Source organism: Kytococcus sedentarius, assembly GCF_041937525.1.
Taxonomy (GTDB): domain Bacteria; phylum Actinomycetota; class Actinomycetes; order Actinomycetales; family Dermatophilaceae; genus Kytococcus; species Kytococcus sedentarius_A.
In genome coordinates this window covers 2,041,094-2,062,278 of the sequence record NZ_CP169391.1, presented here as the reverse complement: position 1 = coordinate 2,062,278, position 21,185 = coordinate 2,041,094, and the positions used below count along the sequence as shown (strand labels likewise).

Below are 21,185 nucleotides of genomic sequence, written 5' to 3'. Positions count from 1 at the left end.
GCGGCTATCGTGGGCCCTTGCAGTGACCTGTCACCGCCCCGCCCTGTCACCCGTCGCGAGGACCCCTTCCCTGTGAGTGCTGTCGCCCCGGCGCCCCCGGCCGCCGCCACTGGAGGACGTCCTGCCGGCTTCCGGCCCGACGTGGAGGGCCTGCGCGCCATCGCGGTCCTCTCGGTGCTGGCCTACCACGCAGGGCTCCCCCTGATCACCGGTGGTTTCGGGGGCGTGGACGTGTTCTTCGTGCTCTCGGGCTTCCTGATCACCGGACAGCTCCTCAAGGAGGTGGACCGCACCGGCACCGTGGACCTCCCGGCCTTCTATGGCCGCCGCGCCAAGCGCCTGCTCCCGGCCGCCACGATGGTGCTGCTGTTCACCGCGATCGGCACCTGGCTGATCTTCCCCATCACCCGCTTCAAGGACATCGCCTGGGACCTCGGCGCCTCGGCGGTGTACCTCATCAACTGGCGTCTGGCCGACCAGTCCGTGGACTACCTCGCGGAGGACACGCTGCCCTCCCCCGTGCAGCACTACTGGTCACTCGCGGTCGAGGAGCAGTTCTACGTCGTCTGGCCGCTGGTGCTGCTGGTCGTGGGCCTCGTGGTCACCCGCACCCGTCGCCCCCTGGCCCCGGTCGCCACCATTGGCCTGTTGGCCATCGCGGTGCCCTCGCTCGTGTGGTCGGTCCTGCACACCGCAGACAGCCCCGACACCGCCTACTTCGTGACCACCACCCGCCTGTGGGAGCTCGCCCTCGGCGGACTGGTGGCCTGCGGTGCGGCCGTCTGGCCCCGCATCGCCCCCCGCCTCGCCTCCATCCTCGTCCTGGGAGGGCTCGTGGCCCTGCTCGCCAGCTTCTTCGTCATCACCTCGTCCACCCCCTGGCCCGGCACCGCTGCCCTGCTGCCCACCGTCGCGACCGCGCTGGTGCTGGTGGGTGGCGCCGCCGCCTCCGGGGGCCTGGTGAGGGTCCTCGGCTCCGCCCCGATGCTGTGGGTCGGCGCCCTGAGCTACTCGCTGTACCTGTGGCACTGGCCGCTGGTGACCTTCGTGAACCAGGGCTTCTACGACGGCGACGCCCCCCTGTGGGCCACCACCGCCGCCGTGCTGGCCGCCTTCCCGCTGGCCTGGCTGGGGCACCGCCTCATCGAGAACCCGGTGCGCTTCGCGCCCGTGTTCAAGCGCACCCGCAACGCCCTGAGCCTCGGGGCGGGCCTGAGCATCCTGGGCGCCCTGGGCGCGGTCGCACTGGTGACCCTCTCCCCCGGGACGCCCAGCAGCCCCACCGCCGACCCGAAGCAGACCGACGAGCGCGTCGGCGCCGAGGCCCTGCTGCCCGAGGGGATGGACCCGCAGGACGTCAAGGCCACCACCACGCCGGTCCTGACCGAGGCCGCCATCCCGGACGCCCCGCAGAGCATCACCCCCGCGGTCACCGACGCCACCAAGGACTACCCGGTCACCAAGGACGAGGGCTGCGTCACCAGCGTGGACGGCACCGACGTGAAGTCCTGCACCTTCGGCGACGAGGACTCCGACAAGGTGCTCGTGGCCGCCGGTGACTCCAAGATCGACCAGTGGATCCCCGCCATCGACGACTGGGGCCGGGACAACGGCTACCAGGTGGTCACGTACTTCAAGTCCGCCTGTCCGTTCAACGGCGAGCTGCTGGCCACCGACGACCCGCGGTGGCAGGGCTGCCACGACTGGGGGCAGCAGGTGAACCAGAAGATCACGGCCCTGGACCCCGACATCCTGCTGACCAGCTCGCTCATGGCCGGCGCCGGTGACAACGGTCAGGCCAAGGTCGTGACCGGGTACGAGAAGGTGTGGACCCCCCTCCTCGAGCGTGGCACCAAGGTGGTCGTCGTCGACGACACCACCAGCCCCGGCGGGACGCCCGTCTACGAGTGCGTGGCCGAGCACCTCGACTCCGTGAACGAGTGCACCTTCCCGGACGAGGGCGGCCGCGGCAGCGCCACGCTCAAGAAGGCCGTGGACGCCGTCGACGGGGCCCAGTTCATGAGCCTCAACGACTTCGTCTGCCCCGAGGGCACCTGCCGCCCCGTGGTCGGCGGCGTCCTGACCTACCGACAGGGGAGCCACATCAGCGACACCTACGCCCGCACCCTCTCGCCGATGTTCGGCGCCCGCCTCGACGCTGCACTGGCGGCCGCGCAGTGAGCCCCGCGTCCCTGACCCCCGCCGGCACCACCGGGCGCACCGTCCTGTGGTGCGCGAGCGGTGCCGACCAGGTGCTCGTCGACGCGCGGACGATCCGACACCTGCTCGCACAGCACCACCGGGTCACCCTCGCCACCCCCGAGGCGGCCTGGGAACACGTCACCGCTGATGCGGAGTCCGACGAGGACCGCGCCCACCTGCTGGAACAGCTCGGGTCGGGCGGGTTGCGGGTCCTGCACCCCCGCGCGAGCTCCACCGCGGACGCCCGGGGCCTCCTGCACGCCCTGCACCGCACCCCCGAGAGCGAGCCGTTCACCCAGGCGCTGCTCGGGGACCCCCGCATCGCCACCCTGGCCGCCGACGCGATGGTCGTGTGGCCGGGCAGGTCTCGCGCCTTCCACCTCGATGCGGTGGACGTCGCCACGGACGGAGCGGCCACCACCGCCGTCACCGAGCTGCTGGCGCGCCCCGTCGCCGCCGGCGAGCTGCACCCGCGGGCCGTCCTCGAGCTGGCCGACGACGTGCCCGGTGCCGTCACCCCGCGGCAGCGGGTGCATGCGGCCTCCCGGCTGGTCCGGGAGGACCTGTGGTCCGGGGGCACCGCCCGCCTGCAGCGGTACCTGGAGGACCTCGCCGAGAGCGCCCGCTCGGCCCACGACCTGGCCGCACTGGTCATGCTCACCTTCCACCGCGGACTGCACGCGGACACCCTGCGCTCCCCCCTGGTGGAGCAGCCCCAGTCCTGGCTGGCACCGTTGCGGTCCACGGCCGGCTGGCAGGAACTGGCCGCCGAACGGCCCCGGCCGGTGGTGACGTCCCGCCCGGAGGCGTCGACCGCCGCACCGCACGTGGTGCTGCTGCCTGGCACCTACGGCCGGTTCGAGGGGCCGGTCCTCCGGGCCCTGGAGGCCGCCGGCTGCACGGTGGACCTGCTCGACCTGGCCGAGCTGGCCCCCGCCCTGCGGCGCCGGAACCCCACCCGGGAGAACCTGGCGCTGGTGCGTTCCCTGGTCACCGAGGGTGAGCACGGCCTGCCGGCCGAGGCCGTCGAGCGCCTGGCCGCTGCGGACGTCATCTGGGCGGAGTGGGCCGACCTGCCCGCGGTGTGGGCGAGCCACCTCGCCGCACCGCACCAGCGCATGGTGGTGCGCCTGCACAGCCTGGACACGCTCGACCCCTGGCTCCACCTGCTGCGGTGGTCCTCGGTGGACGCACTGGTGGCGGTGGGGGCACCGGTGGCCCGCGTGGCGGTGGAGGCCCTCGGCACCCGCCTCGACCTCCCGCCGGTCCACGTCATCGGCCACGTGCTCGACGACCACTGGTTCAAGGTCCCCAGCACCGAGGACGCCCACCGACGCCTCGTGATGGTCAAGTGGGGCCGCCGGGTGAAGGACCCCCTGCGCGCCGTGGAGATCCTGGCCCGCCTCCGGGAGCACGACCCCGCGTGGCGCCTGCGCCTCATCGGCGACGACCTGCGCGATGCGGGGGAGCAGGGGCCGTACACCCGCAAGTTCGCCCGCCGCATCGAGGACGACGACGTGCGCGACGCCCTCGAGTTCGTCCCCCACACCGATGACGTAGCGGGGCACCTGGCGGGCTGCGGCTTCGTCCTGAGCACCAGCCGGCGCGAGTCCTTCCACCTCGGCGTCGTCGAGGGGGCGGCGGCGGGGTGCGTGCCCGTCGTGCGTGACTGGCCCGTGTTCCGGCGCCACGGGGGCGCCCGCGACGTGCTGCCCCCGCACTGGGTGGTCGACACCGGCCCCGATGGCGTGGACGCCGCCGTGGAGCGGATTCTCACCCACGCGGACCGTTCCGCCTGGGAGGCCGGTTCGGCGACCGCGCGCCAGGACGTGCGGGACCACCTCGACACGCAGGACACCCTCCGGCGCCTGGCCGCCGTCGCCCTGGACCGACCGGACATCCCCTCGTGAGCGCCGTCGCTCCCGCCCCGCCCTCCACGGCCACCGGGCACCGCCCGGCGTCCTTCCGGCCAGACGTCGAGGGACTGCGCGCCATCGCGGTCCTGTCGGTGCTGGCTTACCACGCCGGCCTGCCCCTCATCACCGGCGGCTACGCGGGCGTGGACATCTTCTTCGTGCTCTCGGGCTTCCTGATCACCGGGCAGCTCCTCAAGGAGGTCGGGAACACCGGCACGGTGGACCTGCCGGCCTTCTACGGGCGGCGCTTCAAGCGGCTGCTGCCCGCGGCCACGCTCGTGCTGGCGTTCACGGCGATCGGCACGTGGCTGTTCCTGCCGCTGACCCGCTTCAAGGACGTGGCCTGGGACATCGGCCTCGCGGCGGTGTACCTGATCAACTGGCGGTTGGCCGACCAGTCCGTGGACTACCTGGCCGAGGACACCGAGCCCTCCCCCGTGCAGCACTACTGGTCGCTGGCCGTGGAGGAGCAGTTCTACGTCGTCTGGCCGCTGGTGCTGCTGGTGGTCGGCCTCGTGGTCACGCGGGCCCGCACCCCGCTGCTGCCCACCGCCACCCTCGGCCTGCTGGCCATCGCGATCCCGTCCCTGGTGTGGTCGGTGGTGCAGACCCAGAACAGCCCGGAGACCGCCTACTTCGTCACCACCACCCGCCTGTGGGAGCTCGCGATCGGTGGCCTGGTGGCCTGCGGCGCGACCGTCTGGCCCCGGCTGTCACCCCGCATCGGCACCCTGCTGGTCGTCCTGGGGCTGGCGGTGATCGGCGTGTCCTTCTTCACCATCACGGCCGCCACCCCGTGGCCCGGCACGGCGGCCCTGCTGCCCACGCTGGGTACGGCTGCGGCCCTGGTCGGAGGGGCCTCCGGGCGGGGTCCGGTGCTGCGGGCCCTCGGGTCGGCGCCGATGCTGTGGGTCGGCGCGCTGAGCTACTCGCTGTACCTGTGGCACTGGCCGCTGGTGGTCCTGACCGAGCAGGGGATCTTCGCCGGCCGCACCGCACCGTTGTGGGCCACCGTGGCCGCTGCCCTGGCCTCGTTCCCCCTGGCCTGGGCCGGCAACCGCTTCATCGAGAACCCGGTGCGCTTCGCCGCCCCGTTCAAGCGCACCCGCAACGCCCTGGTCCTGGGCGGGACCCTCACCGCCACCGGGGCGCTGCTGGCCGCGAGCCTGCTGGCGGTCGCCCCGGGCAAGCCGACGGACGACACGGCCGCCAGCACGGGTGGGGCCCGGGTGCTCCTGCCGCAGGAGTCCGCGCCGGGTGGTGACGCGGCGCGTGACGCCTCGGATCCCCCGGGGTCCGGCACGGGGCCGCGTGCGGTGAACCGGGTGCTCCCTGCCCGTGCCGACGCCAGTGCCTACCCCGCCGCACCGCAGACCATCACCCCCGACCCGCTCAAGGCCACTGAGGACGTGCCCGCCCAGTACGACGACGGGTGCCAGCTCGATATGGCCCGTGTCGAGCCGCACGAGTGCGCCCTGGGGGACCTCGAGGCCGACCGCGACGTCGCCCTCGTCGGCGACTCGAAGGCCCTGCAGTGGCTCCCCGCCCTGGACACGTGGGCACGGGAGAACGGCTACCGGGTGCGGTCCAACACCAAGTCGGCGTGCAGCTTCTCCGCCGCGCTCCAGGCTCCCCTCGACGAGCCGTACACCGCCTGCCAGGAGTGGGGCGCTGCGGTGCGCGAGAGCCTGCTGGCCGACCCGCCCGAGGTGGTGCTGGTCTCCGGGCTCGCACACCCGGGGCGGCTCAGCAGTGAGGAGCCGGTGAAGCCCGCCAAGAAGGCGCTGCATGAGGGTTACCTCGAGAACCTGCAGCCGCTGGCCGAGCAGGGCACGACCATCGTGGCCCTGGCCGACACCCCACAGCCGGGCGGCAAGGTCTACGAGTGCGTTGCGGAGAACCCGGAGAACGTGTCGGCCTGTGCCTTCCAGGAGAAGCCGGGCGTCGGCACCCCGGCCCTGCAGGCCGTCGTGGAGGAGCTCGACGGGGCCTCCCTCATCGACTTCAACGACTACCTGTGCCCGGACGGGGAGTGCCGCGCAGTCATCGGTGGCGTCCTCACCTACCGCCAGGGCAGCCACGTGACGGCCACCTGGGTGGAGTCCCTGCAGCCGGTGTTCGACGCCCGCCTGGACGCAGCGATCGCCGACTGACGCCTGCACCCAGAGGTACGCCCCCGGCACCACCCCTGCATCGAGTCATGTCTCACCAGGGCGCTGGGCGCGCGTCGGCGATGCCGCAGTGCGCGGGGTCCTCCTGCCGCGTCACCCACTGCGGACCCACGCCGAACGCCTCGCGCAGGTGACCGGGCACCGCCCACAGGTCAACCAGGCTGGCCGGGCCCGTGTTCTCGGTGAGCCGGTCGGCGTCGATCCACACCGCATCGGCCCGCACCTGGCCCGGGTCGCGGGAGGCGAGCCCCAGGTCGAGCACCAGCAGGTTGCGCGCCAAGGTCTTCTCGTTCACCGAGACGTAGCGCAGTCCCTCGGCCACGATGAGGTCGGCCACCTTCGGGCTGAGCTCCCGCCGCCGCTCGGAGATCGGCAACGCCCGCTCCTGGTGCCACAGCACGGGCCGGATCCCCGCCTCGAGGAGCTCCCGCACCTGATCCGCCCGGCTGGCCTGGCTGAAATCAGCGCGCAGCACCCACTCGTGGATGATCTCCTCGTCGCTGGCCGGGTAGCTCTCCCCCTCGCCCGCAGGCAGGTTGCGGCTCCACGCCCGCGGCACCCAGAAGGGCAGCGTGGTGGAGTCGTCGATGCCGGAGAGCGCCGCCAGGCGCCGCGCCCGCACACCCTTCCCACCCCCCTGCTTGCGGATGGCACGGTGCCAGGCCGCGTACACCCCGCGGTAGACCAGCCGGTCGGGATTGTTGCGGTGCCACATGAAGTCACCCCGGGAGAGGCTGCCCGTGCTCAGGCGGATGACCGCCAGGAAGTCTCCGATGTCGCGGACCGGACGCCCCAACGCATCGAGCCGGAAGTGGTACTCGGAGTCGGCCCCCTTGCGCACCGCCTGGAAGCCGCCGGTCTCGGTGAACACCTCTCGGCGCACCATCAGGCTGGAGGCGTTCCGCCGGTGGGTGGGGTACCCGAGCCACTGGTGGGTCAGGTCGTCCTTCACCCGGATCGCCCGGGATCGGTTCGCGGGCGTGTCTGGGTGCGCCTGCAGGTCCCGCACGTGGCGCTCGATGCGCTCCGGGTGCGACCAGTCGTCGGCGTCCTGGACGGTGACGAACTCGCCGTGGCTGATCGACACGCCGTGGTTGCGCGCGATGTACGAGCCACCATTGACCCCCATGCGCACCACCTGGATGCGCTCGTCCATGCGCCCCACGCGCTCGAAGAGATCGTCGAACTCCGGGCCCGAGGCATCGTCGAGCACCAGGATCTCCAGCGGTCGCCAGGTCTGGTTGATGATGCTGCGCACCGAGGTGACCAGTCCCTCCTCGTCCGGCTGCCAGCAGGGCATCAGCACCGTCACCACGGGACCGTCCTCGACCACGTGGGGTGCGGCAGCCTCCATCCGGTCGTAGGGGGTGCTCCCCTCACCGGTGAGCTCGATGGGGGTGCACCCGCTCTCGGTGAAGGGCCCGTTGAGCAGGGCGAGCCACTCCTGGGGGTCACCGTCCCGGGCCAGGTCCACCCGCACCCCGTGCACGATGTCCGCGCGCGCACCCGGCAGGTCCACCCAGCGGTGCGCCAGCTCGGGCCGCCCCGAGAGCAGGGCCTGCTGCAGCGGGATGGCGCGCACCTGCTCCGGCACGCCCTCGATGCCGCGCACCTCCAGCACCGACTCGAACAGGCGCAACCCGCGGGCGGTGGAGGCCTCGTCCAGCGCCCGCCCGCACCAGTAGGCGGCCACACAGGCCACGGACGCGATGGCCCGCTCCCGGTCCCGCGGCGGCAGGTCGTCCACGCCGTCGCCGGCGACCGTGGGGGCCAGGACCTCCGCCAGGGAGTCGGCGCCGTCCACGCGGGCGGCCAGGTCCGCCATCGTGAGGGCACCGTCGGTGGCTGCCCGGGCCAGCCCGTCCACGAGGACGGGGGCATCGGTACGCAGGGCGCTCACCAGCATCGCCAGGGGGGTGTCGTGGGAACCGGCCACCCAGGCGTCCAGGCCCTCCACGTGTCCGGCGCGGGCCGCGGCCACCGCGTGGTCCGTCGGCGAGGCGTGTGCGGTGGGCCGAACGGCGGTCTCGGACGTTGCCACGGACGGGGCCTTCCACTCGGGACGGGGACGGGTCGGGGCGGGACCGGGCCTGGCTCACACCCCGGCATCGGCGACACCCCGCAGGGATCGGGACGATCGTACGCGGCACTGCCATACTCTCCGGTGACACCGCCGCCGGCGACGCCGTCGGCCACCTGACACTGCACCTCTCGCACCTCGCGTGCCGGAACGGGAGCCCATGAAGTCCACGAAGATGCTGGCCGCCATCACCGGCGCCCTGTTGCTGGTGGTCCTGGCCGCCGTCGGAGCCGCCTTCGAGCTGTACTGGCTCACCGCTGCGGCACTCGGCCTGATCCTCACCGCCCAGTTCGTGGTGGTCCTGGACACCAACCGGCGCACCCGCTACCTGCCGCGCCGGGTGAAGGGGTTGCTGCGTTCGGTGAAGCTCGACGTGAACCCCGTGGCCAGCCCCGCCCCGCGGGCCGCCCAGCCCGCTGGCCGGCCCGTCGCCCCCACCGCGGCGCCGCAGCAGGACGTCACCGGCGCCGTGCGCCTGATCCAGGCCCAGTACATGGGGCGCCTCGACCGCGCCCAGACCGCCCTGGAGTCGGCGGCCGAGGACCTCCGCTCCGTGCGCGATGACCGCTGAGCCGCTCCCGGTCGCAGCCACCTCCGGGCCCCCCGTCGACCTGACCGACACCCCCCTCACGACGGATGCGCGGGTTGCGGCCGACCACGCCCGCCACGCCGCCCGCCAGCCCAGCCGTCTGGTGGCCACCCTCCTGCGCACCAAGTCCGTGGCCGGACGCGCCGTCCTGGCCGTGCTGGCCGGGGGGCCCGACACGACCGCACAGCAGCTGGAGGACCTGGGCCGCCGGGTCGATGCGGGGGAGCTCACCGCAGCAGAGGCTGCCGGTGGTCTGGCGGCACCCGACGCCCGCCGGCTCTGCGAGTACGCGCGGGTCGCCGCCCTGCAGCTCTCGGACCCCGCGGGCATCTCCGCGGCGCTCGGGCTGTTCGCCCTGGCGGACGCCCTGAGCGGCGGCCACGACCCGCAGGGTGCCCACGCCGACCTCTGGGCCCAGCTGCTGCTGGTGCGCGGCCAGGGCGACGACGCGCGGCACGCCAGCGCCGTGCTGGACCGCGGGCGCGGGACCGAGCACACCACGGTCTTCTCCCACATCGACCTGCTGAACCCGCACCGGCCGCAGGCGGGACCCACCGCCGACGACCACGCCTGGTGGGAGGCCTTCGCGGGGCGGCTCGGCGCCGGGTTGGGCTCCACCGTCCGCCTGGCCTCGGTGGACGAGCTCTTCGACCGGGAGTGGCTGGCACGCCACGGCCTGGACGCCGACACCCTGCTGAGCACTCCCTTCGACCGCCTCCTGGGGGAGGGCGGCACCCCGGTGGACCACCCCTACCGGGTCAGCGTCATCATGAGCGCCCACAACCCGGGCCCCAAGGTGCTGCTCGCTGCCCGCTCGCTGGTCTCGCAGACCTGGCAGAACTGGGAGCTGCTCGTGGTCGACGACGCCTCCCCGGAGCCCACCCCGGGCATCCTCGAGGCCATCGAGGAGCTCGACCCCCGCATCCAGGTGATCCGCAAAGCCGTCAACGGTGGCACCTACCGCTGCCGCAACACCGCCATCCGGCGCGCCACCGGCGACGCGATCGTGGTGCTGGACAGCGACGACTGGGCCCACCCCGAGCTGCTCGAGGCCGGGGTGCGCCCGCTGCTTGACCCCGCCGACCCGCTGCACACCGCACGCGGGGTGCCGGAGATCGCGACGCGCCAGCTGGCCCTGCGGATCGGGGACGACCTGCGCATCACCCGTCCCGGGTACCGCGGCGCCATCCCCTGCGCGCCGAGTTTGATGGTGCCCATGGTGCCGGGCGTCGCCCGCGTGGGCTTCTTCGACCCGGTGCGCAAGGCCGCCGACACCGAGTACGCCCGCCGCCTGGAGGCCGCCACCGGTCGCCCGGTCCACCAGTCGCGGCACGTGCTGGTGCTCATGCGGACCGATGCCTCCTCGCTCTCGGCCGCCGACTTCTCCCTCGGGTGGCGCCACTCCGCCCGCCACGAGTACAAGAACACCTACGCGGGGTGGCACGCCCGCATCGCCGCCGGGGAGGACCCCTGGCTCGAGCCGGACGGGCCGCCGCAGATCGCCGGCCCACGCCGGTGGAGCTCCGCCCTGCGGCCGCCGGGCTCCCCCCGACCGCACCTCGATGCGGTGTTCGCCGGGGACTGGCGCCGCTACGGCGGGCCACAGCGCTCGATGCTGGAGGAGATCCACAGCCTCCTGGAGGCGGGTCTGGAGGTGGGCGTGATGCACCTGGAGGCGTTGCGCTTCATGCGCGCCACCGACGACCCGCTGTGCGCCCCGCTGCAGGAGCTGCTGGACGCCGGCCGGGTGCGGATGGTGCACCTGGACGACGCCGTGGACATCGACGTCCTGCTGCTGCGCTATCCCCCGATCCTGCAGTACCCGCCCAGCGCGCCGAAGGGCCCGGACGGGAGCCCCACCGGGGTGCGTCCGCGCACCCTGGTGATCGTGGCCAACCAGGCACCTGCCGAGGTGGACGGCTCCGACCAGCGCTACGTCGTGGGGACCGTGGAGAGGAACGCCCGGGAGCTGTTCGGCACCGACCCGCTGTGGGCTCCGCAGGGCCCGTCCATCCGCCGCCTGCTGCAGCGGGAGACCTCCGCGCTGACGCCCTGGGACGACCCGGGCCTGGTGGACCTGGCCAGCTGGCGCACCCGGGACCCGGAGCAGCCGCCCGCGGCGACCCCGGTCGTGGGCCGCTACTCCCGCGACGACCGCATCAAGTTCCCCACCGAGTGGGAGACCCTCCGCGCGGCCTACGACTTCGGCCCCCGGGTGCACGTGCGGATGATGGGGGCACCGATCACCGTCAAGCGGCTGAAGCAGGAGGCCCGCACGGCGGGGCTCCCCGTCGAGGCGCCCTCGTCCCCGTGGGAGCTGCTGAAGCACGGCAGCCAGGACGTCCAGGACTTCCTGGCCGGGATCGACGTGTTCGTCTACGTGGACAACCCCCACGCCCACGAGGCCTTCGGGCGCACCCTGCTGGAGGCCGCGGCCAGCGGCGTGCCGGTGGTGGCGACCCCGAAGCACCGCGACACCTTCGGCGACCTCCTGCTGTACGCCGAGCCGCACGAGGTGCCGCAGGTCGTCCACGAGCTGCTCACCGTGCCGGGCCTGTACCGCCAGCGCGTGGAGCACCAGCTGGCCGTGGTGGCCGAACGCTACTCGCGGGAGTCCTTCGCCGCCCACGTCGACGAGCTGCGTGACGAGGCCGCCCCGGAGGCCAGGGCCGGTGCGGGCGCCGACCCCGCCGACACTGGTGCCCCCCAGGAGCCCCTCTCCCTGGCCGTCCGGACCACCGGCGACCCCCGACTGCCGCTGGCGGTCGAGCTCGGCACCGGGGCCACGGCCGTCACCCAGGTCCTGCCGCTGCGGCGGCCGGCCGACGGGGAACGCGCCGACGCCCTGGCTGCCGTCGGCCCCGAGGCCGCCGTGCAGGCCGCACTGACCGCCCACCTGGACGCCCTCGATGCGGGGCACGGCGAGCAGGCGGCCCTCGAGTCGGCACACCGCATCGACGGCCTGCGGGCCCTGATGCTGCTGCGTGACGGGGAGATCGCCTGCCTGGTGCCGCAGGGCACCACCAGCCACCCGCAGGGGCGGGAGACCCGGCTGGAGCTCCCCGCCGGGCCGCCGACGACCGGTCTGGTGTGGCGCACGGCGCAGCCCGCCCCGGGCCGGGTGACGGTCGCGCCCCGCGCGCAGGCCCAGCCGGCCGCCCCGCAGTCCGAGGCGGTGCCCTCGTGAGCCCGGCCGTGCGCCGCGGCGACGGGCCCCGGGTGCTCATGATGTCGAGCAACGGCACCGGCATGGGGCACCTGACCCGCCTGCTCGCCTACGCCCGGCACCTGCCCGGCGTGGTGCCGGGAGTCCAGACCTCGTTCCTGTCGCTCTCGACCGCGGCGCCGATGGTGCGCACCCTCGGGTACGACACCGAGTACCTGCCCAGCACGGGGGCCACGGGCATGCGCTCGGCCGAGTGGCGTCGCTTCTTCGCCCAGCGCCTGCACGACGTGCTGGAGCGCGTGCGGCCTGACGTGGTGGTCTTCGACGGCACCCACCCCTACAGGGGCATCGACGAGGCGATCGCGGCCTTCCCGAGCACCCGATGGATCTGGTCGCGGCGCGGCATGTGGAAGCCCGGCCTGAACACCGACCAGCTCGAGAAGACCGACTGGTTCGCCCGCGTCATCGAGCCCGGTGACCTCGCTGCGCCGGCAGATGCGGGGGCCACCGCCGCGCTGGACGACCCCCGCGTGGCCCGGGTGGGGCCGGTGACCCTGGTGGACCGGTCGGACCTGCTCGACGCCGCAGCCGCGCGCCGCCACCTGGGGCTGCCCGCCGAGGGGCGGCTGGCCCTGCTCTCCCTGGGCGCGGGCAACATCAACGACACCTCCGACGCGGTGGGTGCGGTCTCCACCGCGTTGCGGGAGCGCGGCATCGGGGTGTGCGTGACGCAGCCGGCCATCGCCCAGCGCGCGGTCGACGCCCCCGACGTGCACGTCGTGCGCGACTTCCCCATCGCACGCTCCTTCGCCGCGTTCGACCTGGCCTTCGTCGCCGGTGGGTACAACAGCTTCCACGAGTCGCTCCGCCTGGGCCTGCCCAGCGCATTCGTGCCGAACTCCGCGACCAACCTGGACGACCAGGGCCGCCGGACCGGCTGGGCCGGCCACCGGGGGTGGGCCGTCGACCTGCCCGAGGTCACCCCGGCCACGGCCGTCGATGCGGTGGAGCGGCTGCTCGCGGACGGTGCGGCCCTGGCCTCCTCCGCCGTGGCCGCCGACCCGGGCAACGGCGCCCCGGCGGCCGCGTCCGTCATTGCCGAGGTGCTCCGGGAGGTGCGCGGTGGCTGACCGGCAGACCCAGATCATGAAGACCGTCGCCCGCGTGGTGCGGCGCCGCCCGGCGCTGCGGTGGGCGGCGACCTCCACCGCGGCCGCCGTGCGCTCGCAGCCGATCCTGGTAGACGCCCTCAGCCGGCTCGCTGCGCTGGAGGGCGAGGAGCGGATCCTCCCCCTGGCCACGCAGGACGAGGCCGCGGCCGAGCGGGCCCGCCGCTTCCCGCAGGACCCGGAGCCGTCCCGCTGGCCGGTGGTGGGGGTGGAGGTGCACCACCTGGGCACCGACGAGGAGGCCGCCCTGGCCGCCGTGGCGCGGCAACAGGTGGAGCACCCCTTCTTCCGGCCGGTGTTCCTGGCCAGTGAGGCCGCCGTCGGCGCGGCCCGCGCGACGGGGTGCCCCTTCGACCTGGTGCCCGCCCACGCGGCCACGCCCGAGGTCCTCGGGCAGCGCGTGGCCGACCTGGTGACCGGTTTCGGGGCCCGGTGGGTGTTCCGCGCCGGACCAGCAGGTCTGGCACCGGAGCACCTGCAGGCGCTCGAGGTCCTCGCGACCCGGCGCCGCGAGGCCCGCCGGCGGCAGGACGAGGCGGGTCGCTGAGGCCCCCCGGGGGGCCCGGGAGTCGGGAGCGTCACATCCCCGCCCTCCCGATGACCGCCGCCGCGCGGGTTCCCGCAGGTAGCATGACGACGACGAGTGTGGCCTGCCACCGGTGCAGGCAGATCTGAGAAGGAGTTCTCGTGGCTGCTGATGTTGTGATCGTGGGGCAGGGCTATGTCGGCCTCCCGCTGGCCCAGGAGGCGACCAAGGCGGGGCTGACGGTGATCGGTTACGACATCACCCAGTCCCTGGTCGACGCCCTGAACTCGGGGGTGTCCCACGTGGACGACCTCTCGGACGCCGACATCGCCGAGATGATCGCCGGCGGGTACCAGGCCACCACCGACGAGGCCCGCATCGGCGAGGCCAAGGTCGCCGTGATCTGCGTGCCCACCCCCCTGTCCGACGAGGGCGGCCCCGACCTGCGCGCCGTCGAGGGCGCCACCGCGGCCATCGGCCGCAACCTCAAGGCCGGCATGACCGTCATCCTGGAGTCCACGACCTACCCCGGCACCACCGACGAGGTCGTGCGCCCCCTCCTGGAGGAGGCCTCCGGCCTGACCGCCGGGAAGGACTTCCACCTGGCCTTCTCCCCCGAGCGCATCGACCCGGGCAACGAGAAGTTCGGCGCGAAGAACACCCCCAAGGTCGTCGGCGGCTACACCCCCGAGTCCGGTGACGCCGCCGCCGCCTTCTACGAACAGTTCGTCGACACCGTCGTGCGCGCCAAGGGCACCCGCGAGGCCGAGACCGCCAAGCTGCTGGAGAACACCTACCGGCACATCAACATCGCCCTGGTCAACGAGATGGCCCGCTTCTGCCACGACCTCGGCATCGACCTGTGGGACGTCATCGACGCCGCGAAGTCCAAGCCGTTCGGTTTCCAGGCCTTCTACCCCGGCCCCGGCGTCGGCGGCCACTGCATCCCGATCGACCCGAACTACCTGAGCCACAACGTCCGCTCCCGTCTGGGCTACCCCTTCCGCTTCGTGGAGTTGGCCCAGGAGATCAACTCCCAGATGCCGAACTACGTCGTCTCCCGCGCGCAGGACGCCCTCAACGAGGACGGCAAGGCCCTCAACGGCGCCACCGTCCTGCTGCTGGGCGTGACCTACAAGCCGAACATCGCCGACCAGCGCGAGTCCCCGGCCGTCCCCCTGGCCAAGGCTCTGGTCGCCAAGGGCGCGAAGGTCCAGTTCCACGACCCCAAGGTCGAGACCTGGCGCGCCCTGGGTGAGGACGCCACCAAGGTCACCGACGCCCTGCAGGGCGTCAAGGACGCCGACCTGACCATCCTGGTCCAGAACCACCGCGAGTACGACGTGGACGCCCTGGCCAGCGCCGCGACCCGCATGCTCGACACCCGCGGCGTCACCACCGACTCCGAGACCAGCCACCGCCTGTGACCCCCGACCCCACCGGGGTCACGCCCGCCGGCCCGGCTGCTGACCCCTCGTCAGCGACCGCGGCCGGCGACGGCGTTCCCAGCCCCGCGGAGCTCGAGGCGATCGCCACGCAGCACGGTCTGCGGCGCGTAGGGCACCGCCCTCCCTTCGGGGAGTACCTCCGCGAGCTGTGGGGCCGGCGACAGTTCCTGTGGACGCTGTCCACCGCGCAGGCCTTCGCGAAGACGCAGGAGTCCCGCCTGGGTCAGGTGTGGACGATCCTGAACCCGATCATGCTCGCGGCGGCCTACTACCTGATCTTCGGCCTGCTGCTGGACACCCGTGACGGCACCGACAACTACGTCGGCTTCCTCACCGCGGGCATCTTCACCTTCGTCTTCCTGTCGACGGTGATGAGCTCGGGCGCCCGGGCGGTGACCGGCTCCATGCAGCTGGTGCGCTCTTTGGCCTTCCCCCGTGCACTGCTGCCCATCTCCAAGGTGCTCACCGAGCTCGTGGCTGCCGCCCCCACCTTCGTGGTGCTGCTGGTGATCATGCTGGTCACCGGCGAGCGTCCGTCGTGGGAGTGGCTGATGTTCCCGGTGGCCCTGCTCCTCATCGGTTCGATGTCGATGGGGATCGGCCTGATCCTGGCGCGCGTCGTCCACGACTCGCGGGACGCCGCCAACTTCATCCCGCTGCTGATCCGCCTGCTGCGCTACGTGTCGGGGGTCTTCTACAGCGTCGAGCACTACCTGGGCCGCATGGACGCCCCCCAGTGGCTCGTGCTCGTCATGAACTACCAGCCGGTGGCCGTGATGCTGCGACTGGTGCGGGAGAGCCTCATGGCCGAGGCACCCCTGGACCCCACCACGTGGCTCGTCGCGCTGGGCTGGGCGGTGGCCCTGCCGATGTTCGGCCTCCTCTTCTTCTGGCGCGGGGAGGGCACCTATGGCCGCGGATGAACGCGTCCCCACCGTCGTGGTCGACCACGTCGACATCCACTACCGCATCTTCGGCACCGGCGAGCATCGCGCGGCCCAGCAGGACCGGGAGGGCCGCCGCGGCGCCCTCGCGCGTGCGGGCCACCGCGCCATCGGCGGTGGGCAGGACCTCGTGCACGCCGTCCGCGACGTGAGTCTGGTGGCCCACCGCGGGGAGTCCATCGGCCTCATCGGCCGCAACGGCTCGGGCAAGTCCACCCTGCTGCGCGCCATCGCCGGGTTGATCCCGCCGACGTCCGGTCGCATCTGGGTGCAGGGGCAGAGCACCCTGCTCGGCGTGAACGCGGTACTCATGCCCACCCTGTCGGGAGTGCGCAACATCCAGATCGGCTGCCAAGCCCTGGGCATGACCAAGCACGAGATCACCCAGCGCCTGGACTCGATCGTCGAGTTCTCCGGACTGGGCAATGCGGTGAACCTGCCCATGAAGTCGTACTCCTCGGGCATGGCGGCACGGCTGCGCTTCGCCATCTCCACCGCGGTGGTGCCGGACGTGCTGGTGGTGGACGAGGCCCTGGCCACGGGCGATGCGGACTTCAAGGAGCGGGCGCAGAAGCGGATCGCCGAGATCCGCTCCGAGGCCGGCACCGTGTTCATGGTCAGCCACTCCAACGCGACGATCCGCAAGCAGTGCGACCGCGCGATCTGGATGGACACCGGGCGGGTGCACATGGACGGCCCCGTCGAGGAGGTCCTCTCGGCCTACGAGAAGGCTCCCCGGGGGCCCCGGAAGAAGGGCTGAGCGTGCGCGTCCTGGTCGTCAGCACGGTGCACCACCCGGAGGACGCCCGCATCCACGAGCGCCAGGTGGCCGCCATGCTCGGTGCGGGCTGGGAGGTCACGCAGGCCGGCGCGTGGTCGGCGCACGGCCTGCCGGTCCCCGTGGCGGTTCCGCAGCGTCCGCTGACCGGCATCGACCTGCCGCACGCCTCCGGGCGTCGCCGGCTGGCCGCCCTGCGGGCCGCGCTGCACGTGCTGCGCACCGAGGGCCCCCGCCACGATGCCGTGGTCCTGCACGACCCCGAGCTGCTCCTGCTGGTGCCCTTCTCCGGGGTGGCCGGACGCGTCATCTGGGACGTCCACGAGGACCCCGCGGCCGCGCTGCCCACGCGCAGCTACCTGCCCGGCCCCACCGGCACCTGGGCCGCCCGGGCGGTGCGCTGGGTGGAGCGCGTCGCCGAGCGGCGGCTCACGCTGCTGCTGGCCGAGCACGCCTACGCCGACCGCTTCTCCCGGGCCCACACGGTGGTGCCCAACACCGTCCCCGTGCCGGCCACCGAACCCCCCGCCCCGGGGACCGACCGGGTGGTCTATCTCGGCAACGTCACCCGGCTGCGCGGGAGCGACGAGCTCGTCGCGCTGGGGACGGGGCTGCGGCGGGCCACCGACGGCGCGTGCACGCTCCACGTCATCGGGCCGGCGACCGGCGAGTGCGCTGCCACCCTCGCCGCCGCCCACGCGCGGGGCGACCTGGTGCACCACGGCTTCGTGCCCAACGCGCGCGCGTCGGCCCTGCTGGACGGCGCCCTGGCCGGGGTGAGCCTGCTGCGCGACGCGCCGAACTTCCGCCACTCCATGCCGACGAAGGTCGTGGAGTACATGGCGCACGGCATCCCCGTGGTCACCACGCCCTTGCCGCTGGCCGTCGCGGAGGTCGAGCAGGGCGCGTGCGGGGCCGTGGTGCCCTTCGGGAGCGCGGGCGTGGAGCAGGCCCTGGAACACCTGCTCCGATGGCGTGACGACGCACCCCTGCGCGAGGCGCTGGGGCGGTCGGGACGCCAGCGGGCCGTGGCCCACCACAGCTGGCAGGCCACGGCCCCGGTCTTCCTCGATGCGGTGCGCGCCGTCAGCGCGGCCGCGCGTCAGGGGCGACCCAGACCGATGTAGGTCCACCCCGCGCCCCGCCAGGCCACCGGGTCCAGCGCGTTGCGCCCGTCGATGATGGTCGGCGTCCCCACGGTCTCGACCAACGCCGCGGGGTCCAGGTCCTTGAACTCCTGCCACTCGGTCAGGTGCACCACCAGCTCGGCGTCGGCGATCGCCGCCTCGGCGGAGTCCGCGTAGGTCAGTGGCGGGTACACCTTCGCGGCGTTCTCCATGCCCTTGGGGTCGTACACGCGCACGTCCGCACCGGCCAGGTGCAACGCCCCGGCCACCGCCAGTGCCGGCGAGTCACGCACGTCGTCGGAGTTCGGCTTGAAGCTCGCTCCCAGCACGGCCACCTTGCGATCCCGCAGGTCACCACCCAGCTCCTGCTTGGCCAGCTCCACCACGTGATCGCGTCGGCGCGAGTTGATCTTGTCGATCTCGGCGAGGAACTCCAGCGCGTGGCCGGCACCCAGCTCCCCGGCGCGGGCGGAGAAGGCCCGGATGTCCTTGGGCAGGCAGCCGCCGCCGAAACCGACCCCGGCATTGAGGAACTTGCGACCGATGCGGTCGTCGTGCCCGATCGCGTCAGCCAGCTTCGTCACGTCCGCCCCGGCGAACTCACAGATCTCGGCCATCGCGTTGATGAACGAGATCTTCGTGGCCAAGAAGCTGTTCGCCGCCACCTTCACCAGCTCGGCGGTCGGCAGGTCGGTCACCACCACCGGCGTGCCGTCCTGCTCGATGGTGCGGGCGAACACCTCCCGCAGGATCGACTCCGCCCGGTCACTGGTCACACCGAACACCAACCGGTCGGGGTGCAGCGTGTCCTGCACGGCGAAGCCCTCACGCAGGAACTCCGGGTTCCACGCCAGCTCGGCCGTCACCCCATCGGCGGTGTGCTCTGCGATGTACTCGGCCAACCGCTGCGCCGTGCCCACCGGCACCGTCGACTTGCCCGCCACCAGCGCACCGTCCTTCAGGTGCGGGGTGATCGAGGCGATCGCCGCGTCGATGTACGTCAGGTCCGCCGCGTGCGAGTCGGCCTTCTGCGGCGTCCCCACCCCGATGAACACCACGTCCGCATCCGAGATCTGCGAGAAGTCGGTCGTGAACCGCAACCTGCCCGAAGCCACCTGCTCAGCCAGGATCGGCTCGAAGTCCGGCTCGTAGAAAGGGCTGGTCCCGGCCTGCAGCCGATCCACCTTGGCCTGGTCCACGTCCACGCCCACCGTCTGGAAGCCCAACTGGGCCATCCCGGCGGCGTGCACCGCCCCCAGGTAACCGGTACCGATCACTGCAACGCGCATTCGCGTGCCTCCTCTGCCCTCACGGGCCCTCGCGGGTTCGGCTCACACTATGCGACCACCGCCCTCCCGGGCGTCAGTCCGTGCTCCGCGCCCGCGCCGGTGCGAGAATCACCACATGAGCCAGCAGATCCTCTCCGAACTCGTGGCGAACGTGGCCGCCGTGCACGTGACCATCGGCCAGCAGGTCGAGGCCGGGACGGAGGTGGCGCTCCTGGAGTCCATGAAGATGGAGATCCCGGTGCTCGCCGAGGCCCCCGGCACCGTCGAGGCCGTCCACATCGCCCCCGGTGACCTGGTGCAGGAGGGCGACTCCCTCATCGTCCTGAGCGACTGAAGGGCCACCGCCCCGCCACCCGCGAGCCCAGGCGGGCGCGCAACCCCGTGGCGTAGGTGGCGGGAGGCCCCCACTGCGGCGTGGCCGGCACGAGGGTCGTGGGGTCGAAGTCCTCACGCCCCACCGGGTTGCGCTCCGGGTCCAGGGCCTCTGCCAGGCGGGCGCGGGCCGCATCGCGAGCCTCCTGGGTGCCGTGCGACTCCAGCGTCCAGTCACGCACCCACTGCTCCTGGGCGGGGGTCATGGGCTCCAGGTGGTGGGCCAGTGCCTCCTGGACTCCCGTGCGCAGTCGCGCCGGCAGGGGGTCCAGGGCCGGGGTGAACGAGGCTGCCAGCGGGGAGGCGTCCACACCACGGGTGAGCTCGTGCAGGGCCAGCATCACCCGCGAGGCGTGGTCGGCGTTCTGCGACTCGACGTACCGGCGGGCCGCCCAGGCGAGCGCCACCTCCACCTTGATGGGGCGACGGCGCAGGTTGCGGGCGATCTCGTCCTGCTGCAGGAAGCGGTCCAGCTCCCGGCCCGGCGGCCACTCGTCGGTGACACCCAGCGTGGACAGGGTCTTGCGGCCGCACTTCCAGCAGCGCATGCACGGCCTTCCCGGCGTGCCGCGCTGGCAGGAGGCCGCCAGCGCTCCGTAGGGGGACTCCTCGGTGATGATGGCCGTGCCCACCTCACTGACCCCGGCCACCACGTTCGCCACGGGCAGGCCCACCGCCTGGAAGGCCGGGCCGAACTCGGCCACGAAGGGGCTCTGCTCGTAGGGGCGGTAGGCCGTGGCACCCAGGGTGGTGGCCGAGGTGAGCACCGTGCCCCAGCACATGGCGGACGTGTCGTCGTGCTCCGCCCACAGCAGGGCCGGGGTCGCGTTCACCAGGTCGTGGGGGAAGCCCATCGGGTCCCGCAGGAGCTCCAGGTCCGTGCGCACCACCCGGGTGGCGATGCCCTGCTCGGCGATGTGGTCCACGGCCGCCAGGGCCGCCGAGGGGTCGATCTTGCCGCCCACCGGCTGCCCGTCGAAGCGGTGGCGCTGCTGGTAGTAGGCGCGGGCTGTGGGACCCAGCACCTCCAGGGCCGCGGTGCAGTCCACACCCCCGCTGTAGGCCAGCGCCACCGGGCCGTCCTGCGGGCACGGACGGGGCTCCACGGACGGGTCCACCGGCCCCACCTCGATGCCCAGTCCGTACTGCACGGCCGCGGCGAACACCTGCGAGACGGGGCGGTCCATCTCCAGCCGGCCGTCCTGCCAGGGGTGCACCGTCAGGAGCGCCACCAGCGCCACCACGTCGGGGTGCACGGGATCGTGCGGCACCGGCTCCAGCGTCACCGAGCGACCCACCATGCGGGGGGAGGCCCCGCGGGGCTCCCTCCCCTTGGGGGTCAGGTGGAGGACGAGTCGCTCGCCCTCGTGGGTCGTCCTCACACGCATGCGGCCTCCTGGGGTCCCGG

Annotated in this window: 15 protein-coding genes; 12 read left to right on the top strand and 3 right to left on the bottom strand. The window is 73.2% G+C overall.

Annotated elements, in window-relative coordinates; translation table 11 throughout:
* Nucleotides 1-72 precede the first annotated feature (72 nt).
* The 3 genes from ACEY2A_RS09560 to ACEY2A_RS09550 are packed head-to-tail and all read left to right on the top strand — an operon-like array spanning nucleotide 73 to nucleotide 6,271.
* Nucleotides 73-2,181, top strand: coding sequence for an acyltransferase family protein (locus tag ACEY2A_RS09560; RefSeq protein WP_374928370.1), 2,109 nt, complete (start codon nucleotides 73-75; stop codon nucleotides 2,179-2,181).
* Nucleotides 2,178-4,112 (top strand): glycosyltransferase family 4 protein, encoded by a 1,935-nt coding sequence (locus ACEY2A_RS09555; RefSeq protein ID WP_374928369.1) that lies wholly within the window; start codon nucleotides 2,178-2,180, stop codon nucleotides 4,110-4,112. The genes ACEY2A_RS09560 and ACEY2A_RS09555 overlap by 4 nt, the downstream gene beginning before the upstream one ends.
* A complete protein-coding gene (locus ACEY2A_RS09550; protein ID WP_374928368.1) occupies nucleotides 4,109-6,271 on the top strand; it encodes an acyltransferase family protein in 2,163 nt (720 codons plus the stop codon). Before ACEY2A_RS09555 ends, ACEY2A_RS09550 begins: the two co-directional genes overlap by 4 nt.
* Nucleotides 6,272-6,323: 52 nt before the next feature.
* On the opposite strand, the gene ACEY2A_RS09545 is transcribed toward ACEY2A_RS09550, so the two are convergent.
* On the bottom strand, nucleotides 6,324-8,330 hold the full coding sequence (locus ACEY2A_RS09545; RefSeq protein WP_374928367.1) for a glycosyltransferase family 2 protein: 2,007 nt from the start codon (nucleotides 8,328-8,330) through the stop codon (nucleotides 6,324-6,326).
* A gap of 199 nt (nucleotides 8,331-8,529) precedes the next feature.
* Here ACEY2A_RS09545 and ACEY2A_RS09540 point away from each other — a divergent pair, with 199 nt between their 5' ends.
* The 8 genes from ACEY2A_RS09540 (at nucleotide 8,530) to ACEY2A_RS09505 (ending at nucleotide 18,116) form a co-directional block, all read left to right on the top strand.
* Entirely contained in the window at nucleotides 8,530-8,940 is a 411-nt protein-coding gene (locus ACEY2A_RS09540) for a hypothetical protein (protein WP_374928366.1), read from the top strand.
* The gene (locus ACEY2A_RS09535) at nucleotides 8,930-12,145 is read left to right on the top strand and encodes a glycosyltransferase (RefSeq protein ID WP_374928365.1); all 3,216 of its coding nucleotides are present in this window, start codon (nucleotides 8,930-8,932) and stop codon (nucleotides 12,143-12,145) included. Before ACEY2A_RS09540 ends, ACEY2A_RS09535 begins: the two co-directional genes overlap by 11 nt.
* Entirely contained in the window at nucleotides 12,142-13,254 is a 1,113-nt protein-coding gene (locus ACEY2A_RS09530) for a UDP-N-acetylglucosamine--LPS N-acetylglucosamine transferase (RefSeq protein ID WP_374928364.1), read from the top strand. Before ACEY2A_RS09535 ends, ACEY2A_RS09530 begins: the two co-directional genes overlap by 4 nt.
* Entirely contained in the window at nucleotides 13,247-13,840 is a 594-nt protein-coding gene (locus ACEY2A_RS09525) for a hypothetical protein (RefSeq protein ID WP_374928363.1), read from the top strand. The genes ACEY2A_RS09530 and ACEY2A_RS09525 overlap by 8 nt, the downstream gene beginning before the upstream one ends.
* A gap of 140 nt (nucleotides 13,841-13,980) precedes the next feature.
* Nucleotides 13,981-15,246, top strand: a complete 1,266-nt coding sequence (locus tag ACEY2A_RS09520; RefSeq protein WP_374928362.1) for a nucleotide sugar dehydrogenase — start codon at nucleotides 13,981-13,983, stop codon at nucleotides 15,244-15,246.
* Nucleotides 15,243-16,190: an ABC transporter permease gene (locus tag ACEY2A_RS09515; protein WP_204159814.1), complete on the top strand. Its 948-nt coding sequence runs from the start codon at nucleotides 15,243-15,245 to the stop codon at nucleotides 16,188-16,190. Before ACEY2A_RS09520 ends, ACEY2A_RS09515 begins: the two co-directional genes overlap by 4 nt.
* Complete coding sequence (locus ACEY2A_RS09510) at nucleotides 16,177-16,971, top strand: ABC transporter ATP-binding protein (protein WP_374928361.1); 795 nt, start codon at nucleotides 16,177-16,179, stop codon at nucleotides 16,969-16,971. The genes ACEY2A_RS09515 and ACEY2A_RS09510 overlap by 14 nt, the downstream gene beginning before the upstream one ends.
* Before the next feature lie 2 nt (nucleotides 16,972-16,973).
* Nucleotides 16,974-18,116, top strand: coding sequence for a glycosyltransferase (locus ACEY2A_RS09505; protein WP_374928360.1), 1,143 nt, complete (start codon nucleotides 16,974-16,976; stop codon nucleotides 18,114-18,116).
* Here ACEY2A_RS09505 and ACEY2A_RS09500 read toward each other — a convergent pair.
* On the bottom strand, nucleotides 18,092-19,405 hold the full coding sequence (locus ACEY2A_RS09500) for a UDP-glucose dehydrogenase family protein (RefSeq protein WP_374928359.1): 1,314 nt from the start codon (nucleotides 19,403-19,405) through the stop codon (nucleotides 18,092-18,094). The two genes, ACEY2A_RS09505 and ACEY2A_RS09500, sit on opposite strands and share 25 nt — an antisense overlap.
* 115 nt (nucleotides 19,406-19,520) lie before the next feature.
* On the opposite strand from ACEY2A_RS09500, the gene ACEY2A_RS09495 reads away from it, so the two are divergent.
* Nucleotides 19,521-19,739, top strand: a complete 219-nt coding sequence (locus tag ACEY2A_RS09495; protein ID WP_075867110.1) for a biotin/lipoyl-binding carrier protein — start codon at nucleotides 19,521-19,523, stop codon at nucleotides 19,737-19,739.
* Here the strand turns inward: ACEY2A_RS09495 and ACEY2A_RS09490 are convergent.
* Nucleotides 19,720-21,165 carry a DUF6395 domain-containing protein gene (locus tag ACEY2A_RS09490; RefSeq protein ID WP_374928358.1) on the bottom strand — a complete coding sequence of 482 codons (1,446 nt, stop codon included), beginning with the start codon at nucleotides 21,163-21,165 and terminating at the stop codon, nucleotides 19,720-19,722. The genes ACEY2A_RS09495 and ACEY2A_RS09490 overlap by 20 nt on opposite strands.
* Nucleotides 21,166-21,185 lie beyond the last annotated feature (20 nt).